This is a genomic window from Paraglaciecola sp. MB-3u-78, from assembly GCF_002835935.1.
Lineage (GTDB): Bacteria > Pseudomonadota > Gammaproteobacteria > Enterobacterales > Alteromonadaceae > Paraglaciecola.
Genome location: NZ_PJCF01000015.1, coordinates 69731 through 76092, shown reverse-complemented (window position 1 = coordinate 76092; position 6362 = coordinate 69731). Strand labels below are relative to the sequence as shown.

The 6362-nt window shown below is 40.7% G+C and carries 4 protein-coding genes; all 4 read right to left on the bottom strand.

Annotated elements, in window-relative coordinates; all coding sequences use genetic code 11:
- Window positions 1-195 precede the first annotated feature (195 nt).
- Window positions 196-1002 carry a CDP-diacylglycerol--serine O-phosphatidyltransferase gene (pssA, locus tag CXF95_RS25750; RefSeq protein ID WP_101201339.1) on the bottom strand — a complete coding sequence of 269 codons (807 nt, stop codon included), beginning with the start codon at window positions 1000-1002 and terminating at the stop codon, window positions 196-198.
- A gap of 779 nt (window positions 1003-1781) precedes the next feature.
- Window positions 1782-4352, bottom strand: a complete 2571-nt coding sequence (gene clpB / locus CXF95_RS25745) for an ATP-dependent chaperone ClpB (protein WP_101201338.1) — start codon at window positions 4350-4352, stop codon at window positions 1782-1784.
- Window positions 4353-4553: 201 nt separating this feature from the next.
- Entirely contained in the window at window positions 4554-5321 is a 768-nt protein-coding gene (gene pgeF / locus CXF95_RS25740; RefSeq protein WP_101201337.1) for a peptidoglycan editing factor PgeF, read from the bottom strand.
- A gap of 2 nt (window positions 5322-5323) precedes the next feature.
- A complete protein-coding gene (gene rluD, locus CXF95_RS25735; protein WP_101201336.1) occupies window positions 5324-6307 on the bottom strand; it encodes a 23S rRNA pseudouridine(1911/1915/1917) synthase RluD in 984 nt (327 codons plus the stop codon).
- Window positions 6308-6362: the final 55 nt, after the last annotated feature.

Genomic DNA, 6362 nt, shown 5'->3' with positions numbered 1-6362 from the left:
AGATGCAACCCTTAATTTCAAATAGTTTTATTTCCTGCAAGAAATTATGATTTGAGACCATAAAAAAAAGGCATTCAGTTGAAGTGAATGCCTTTTAAAAGAACGCTTATTGGGAATAGGTTTAAGCAGGTAGTCAATCGAAGCGCTGTACGATTACTGCATACAAATGATCCTCCATCAAATACCCAATGCTTTCTATTTATCTTGTGTTTTTTTATCTTCTGTTTTTGTATCTTCTTCAGGTTGGCACTCTTCATCTTGCTCTTTAGCATCACCCACTACATCTTCAATCGTTAGCTTATCAACTGTTCTAAAGGTATTGATTGGACCTGCTAACGCATATAAGGAAAAGACTATAAAAAGCACTAAAGCAGGTTCAGTTGCGACCACCACAAAAATCAGCATGATAATAAGCAGTGCAACAAAAGGGACTTTGCCACTTAAATTTAATTCTTTGAACGAGTTATATTTGAAGTTACTGACCATTAGTAAGCCCGAAACCCCTGTGATGATAGCCACTATAATCCCGTAGTCTTGACCATTTATGTCGTATTCTACTCCTACCCATATCAATCCTGCGACTAGCGCTGCAGCAGCAGGACTAGCGAGTCCTTGAAAATAACGATTATCAGCTATGCCTATTTGGGTATTAAAACGAGCAAGCCTTAACGCGGCAGCTGCTACATATATAAAAGCAGCGAGCCAACCAATTTTCCCTAATCCGGTCAATCCCCAGTTATAAGAGACAATTGCGGGTGCCACACCAAAAGACACCATATCCGCCATAGAGTCATATTCCGCGCCAAACTCACTCTGCGTATTGGTCATTCTTGCCACACGCCCATCAAGCCCGTCAAACACCATAGCCACAAATATCGCCACAGCTGCAGCTTCAAAACGCCCATTCATTGAAGATACAATGGCGAAAAAACCAGAAAACAAACCTGCAGTGGTTAATAAATTAGGTAGAAGGTAAATTCCCCTGCGTTTCTGTTCAGTCATTGCTTTCATTCCAAAATTTATGTGTTATTAATGTAAGGGCTGAGCTTATCGTGTTTACCTGTTGTTAGTATATAGGTAAACAATTATATAGCGGAGTACATTCCAACACCGCCCTTCTGAAACGGCTATGAATACTGTAAGGCTCTACGGAGTTATTCTTACGGGAATTAAACGAATCCAAATGACTGTAACTCAATAAGTACTGTGGCTGCATTTCATAAACATGAAAATAATATCGTCTTCCCCCATACCATTACTTAAAATAGGTATTTTATGAGTGGCTCATGTTTACTGATTACATCGGTCTAAAAAACACAATTAACCTAGTAAAAGAGATAAATCTTAATCACATTAAATTACATATAAGTAAAACACTGTAAAAACCAAAGTTTTAAGGAATAGCAAAACCAAAATTTTAAGAGTATTCATTGTTAACTTGCCAGCGGTATTGGATACTCATGGTTGGATTTTAGTTAAATTAGTCCGCTATTAAGACGGCTTAGTATCCTTACGCCAAGCACACGCTATTAGTTCTAACGATCCATCTATTCGTTTTCATATTGCCTATACACTCAAACAGTTAGGGCGAGACAGTGAAGCGAAAAAAGACTTAAAAGAATTGTTAGAAACTTATCTGGATTTTCCTGAACGAGTTGAAGCTGAAAAATTACACGCCTCTCTATAATATACCGACCGGTTAAACGTTAGGAAACGTTGGGTAGCATATTAAGTCCATTAGGAAAAGTGGCGTTTTACCAAGTGTATAACGCCACACCTTCTTAAATTATGGTGATCTCTGATCCCCTTAGGTCAATTTTAACTATCCCATCTTTACCTAAATCTCCAGCCAATATCTTCTGTGCCAGTGGATTTTCAATTTCTGTTTGAATCGCACGTTTCAAGGGTCTTGCACCATAAACAGGGTCAAAACCCGCATCAGCGATTTTATCTAAGGCTGCAGGACTCAATTCCAGTTTATAACCTTTATCTGCTAATCGATCTCTCAATGATTTCAACTGTATCTTGGCTATAGCTTTGATCTGTTCTTTACCCAGAGGATGGAATACAACTATGTCATCCACTCGATTAAGAAATTCTGGTCTGAAATGTTCGCCGACTGCGCCCATTACTAAACCTTTCATCTGTTGATAATTACTTTCACCGCTGACTTCTTGAATAATATCAGAGCCAAGATTGGAGGTCATAATGATGACTGTATTCTTAAAATCTACCGTGCGGCCTTGACCATCAGTTAACCTGCCATCATCTAAAACCTGCAATAAAATATTAAACACATCTGGATGGGCTTTTTCTACTTCATCAAGCAAGATAACGGAATAAGGTTTACGCCTAACAGCTTCAGTTAGGTACCCCCCCTCTTCATAACCCACATATCCAGGTGGTGCACCTACCATGCGCGCAACAGAGTGCTTTTCCATAAATTCAGACATATCGATACGGATCATGGCATTTTCAGTATCAAATAAGAAATGTGCCAGTGTTTTACAAAGTTCTGTTTTACCCACACCGGTTGGGCCTAAAAATAAGAAAGAACCTATAGGACGGTTAGGATCAGATAACCCTGCCCGTGATCGGCGTATAGCATTAGCAACTGCAGTCACAGCTTCGCTCTGGCCGACAACACGTTTATGCAACGCCCCTTCCATTGCCAATAACTTGGCTTTTTCGCCTTCAAGCATTTTTGAAACAGGTATTCCTGTCCAGCGAGATAGTACATCTGCTATTTCGTTTTCAGTCACCTTGTTTTTCAACAAGGTTGTTTCTTGCGTTTCCGCCTCGGTGGCTAATTCGAGTTTCGCTTCAAGTTCAGGAATTCTGCCATATTGTAATTCTGACATACGGCTAAGATCGGAAGCCCTGCGAGCAATTTCCAAGTCGAGTTTGGCTTGTTCTAACTCAGAGCGTATCGATTGCGTACCTTGCATGGCTTGTTTTTCTGCAATCCAAATTGTCTCAAAAGCGGAAAAGGTGTGTTCCGCCTGCTCGCGCTCTAGCTCTATGAGCTCTAAACGTTTATGACTCGCCTCGTCTTTTTCCTTAGCTAAGGCTTGTTCTTCAAGTTTAAGCTGAATGATGCGCCTTTCAAGCTTATCCATATCTTCAGGCTTAGAGTCCATTTGCAAACGAATGCTTGATGCCGCTTCGTCAATAAGGTCAATCGCTTTATCAGGTAATTGCCTATCACTGATATATCGGTGGGATAAGGTTGCAGCAGCGACAATAGCCGGATCGGTTATCTCAACAGAGTGGTGTAATTCGTAGCGTTCTTTTAAACCCCGTAATATTGCGATGGTATCTTCCACGCTGGGCTCTTCGACTAATACTTTTTGAAAACGACGTTCCAGTGCTGCATCTTTCTCTATATATTGGCGATATTCATTTAAGGTAGTGGCTCCAACACAGTGTAACTCCCCTCTTGCCAATGCTGGCTTAAGCATATTGCCAGCATCCATAGCCCCCTCACCTTTACCTGCACCGACCATAGTATGTAATTCATCAATAAATAGAATGACTCGACCTTCTTCCTTACTGAGCTCACTAAGCACAGCTTTTAAACGCTCTTCAAACTCACCACGAAATTTTGCACCCGCTATAAGTGACCCCATATCTAGGGACAATACACGTTTATTTTTTAATCCTTCCGGTACTTCAGAATTAATAATCCGCTGGGCTAACCCCTCAGCAATAGCCGTTTTACCCACACCTGGCTCACCAATTAATACGGGATTATTTTTAGTTCGCCGTTGCAATACTTGGATAGTACGACGTATTTCATCATCCCTTCCAATGACGGGATCTAGCTTACCCTGTTCGGCACGCGCGGTGAGATCGGTGGTGAATTTGTCTAGTGCTTGGCGAACATCTTCTGCGTTTTGATCGGTGACCTTTTGACCTCCACGCACTTTTTCGATGGCTTTTTCAATCTTTTCTTGATCAGCACCAGATTGTTTAAGTAGTTCCCCTAAACTGCCTTTATCTTGTAATGCTGCCAGAACAAATACTTCTGAAGTGATGTAATCATCATTGCGTTTTTGGGCAATTTTATCGCTTAAATTAAGCAGTGTAACGGTACTTTTTCCCAACTGCACATCTCCGCCAGTTCCTTCAACCCTAGGCAACCTATCTACTGCGACTGACAATGCAGAACGCAAACTATTAACGTTTATATTGGCTTGATCAAATAACGGGCGTACAGATCCTCCTTGCTGATTAAGCAAAGCAGTCATCAAATGTACTGGCTCTATATATTGATGATCGCGACCTAAGGCCAAAGATTGAGCCTCGGATATGGCTGTTTGAAATTTACTGGTAAAACTATCTAAGCGCATAAAATCTCTCCACTACTACTTTAAATAGTTTGGTTATGGGTATAATTTACATACTAATCAAGTCTGTTGAAAAAAGTCATTGCTTATTACTTGGATAAAATTCCAACCTAACTAAAGGGCATACATGGATCTAAGAGTCGACTATTAGCATATGATATTTAAAAGAATTTACTGCTTTAGATCCGCTTTAAGAAATCAATCTCAATCAAGGTGAATTGCGCTGACCATTCTGCCAGTGGTAGGGATCTGATTTGCCCCGTTCGCGACTTGATGTGTTGCCCGGCGGTGAGAAAAAAATAAATCAGCCTGTTGATAAGTACAAGATTCGCCACCAAAAACCTGAGGTATCCCTAAATTAAACATTTTTTGCTTAGCGATGTAATACAGATTAGCAAAATATTTATCTTCGGTATTTTGGTTATTGTGACAAAAAGCTTGGGGGTAAGCGGTAAACCTCTCTTTTACCTCTTTTCCTACTTCAAAATGTCTTTGGCTAATGGCTGGTCCCATCCATGCCATTAAATTCTTTGCCTGAACGGGCATTTTAGACACGGTATTTTCTATCACTCCGTCTGCTAATCCGCGCCAACCTGCATGCACTGCCGCAACACAGGTACCTTGATGATCGCACAATAAAACAGGTAAGCAGTCTGCTGTCATAACAGCGCAAACTTGGCTTTTCTTGGTGGAAAAACAGGCATCGGCTTCAAGCGATGCATCTATCGCATTGCCGATAATATCTAAGTTTGCACAAATATTACTATGGGTTTGATTGAGCCAGATAAAATTCTGATAATTAGGCAATAGTTGACGATTTTTATTAACTAAATATTTGTCATCGCCAACATGTTGAGCAAGATTAAAGGAATCATAAGGTGACTGACTAAAACCTTTACTTCTGCAACTCGTAAAGGCTCTCACATTATTAGGCGCGGGCCAATTAGGTTGGATGTAATTCTGCGGTAGCAAAATTATACTTCTCCGCTGCCGTTCGCAGTTTTGTCTTCTCTTAATACGTCTAAAAGTTCCACAAAATCTTCTGGTAACGGCGCCTGCCAAGTTAACCACTCTCCTGTCACGGGGTGAGTCAATTCAAGTTGGATTGCATGCAGTGCTTGGCGACGGAACATTCTTAACATGTTCACCATATTTTCGTTACAGGCTTTTGGTGGTCTTGGACGTCCGCCATAAGCTTGGTCACCCACTAAAGGATAACGTAGATGCGACATGTGCACTCGAATTTGGTGAGTACGCCCAGATTCTAATTTTAATCTAATATAAGTATGAGCCCGAAATTTTTCTTTTACCCGATAATGGGTCATCGCAGGTTTGCCTGACTCACGAACCGCCATGCTAGTGCGCTTGGTAGGATGACGTCCAATAGGTTCATCTACAGTGCCACCAGCGACCATAGTGCCCACAACAACAGCCTCGTATTCTCTGCTAATTTCTCTTGCCTGTAATTGTTCAACTAAATGGGTTTGTGCAGGGATCGTTTTAGCCACCACCATTAAGCCAGTGGTATCTTTATCGAGTCGATGCACAATTCCTGCCCGTGGTACGTTAGCAATTTCAGGGGCATGGTTAAGCAAGGCATTCAGCACAGTACCATCACTGTTTCCAGCTCCTGGATGTACCACTAAGTTCATAGGTTTATTAATAACTAAAATATGTTCATCTTCAAACACAATATTCAAGTCAATATCTTGCCCCTTATGTTGAACTTGCATTTCAATTTGAGCATCAATTTCAATCAGCTCCTCACCTATCAATTTTTCTCTAGGTTTGTTGAGTATTTGTCCATCTACTTTGACATAATCAGCTAAAATCCACTCTTTTATGCGTGATCTTGAATAATCAGGGAACATTTCGGCCAAAGCCTGATCTAATCGTTTGCCAAATAAGTTTTCAGGCACATTTGCCTGTAATTGTATTTTTTCATGTGCGGTAGACATGCATTAAACATCCTGAATGTGTTTCGTAACGATAAATATGTGCATAGCCCAATTT

Excerpts from the sequence above, each read along its gene's own strand:
- rluD (WP_101201336.1), bottom strand. The coding sequence starts at position 6,307 with ATGTCTACCGCACATGAAAAAATACAATTACAGGCAAATGTGCCTGAA.
- pssA (WP_101201339.1), bottom strand. The coding sequence starts at position 1,002 with ATGACTGAACAGAAACGCAGGGGAATTTACCTTCTACCTAATTTATTA.
- clpB (WP_101201338.1), bottom strand. The coding sequence starts at position 4,352 with ATGCGCTTAGATAGTTTTACCAGTAAATTTCAAACAGCCATATCCGAG.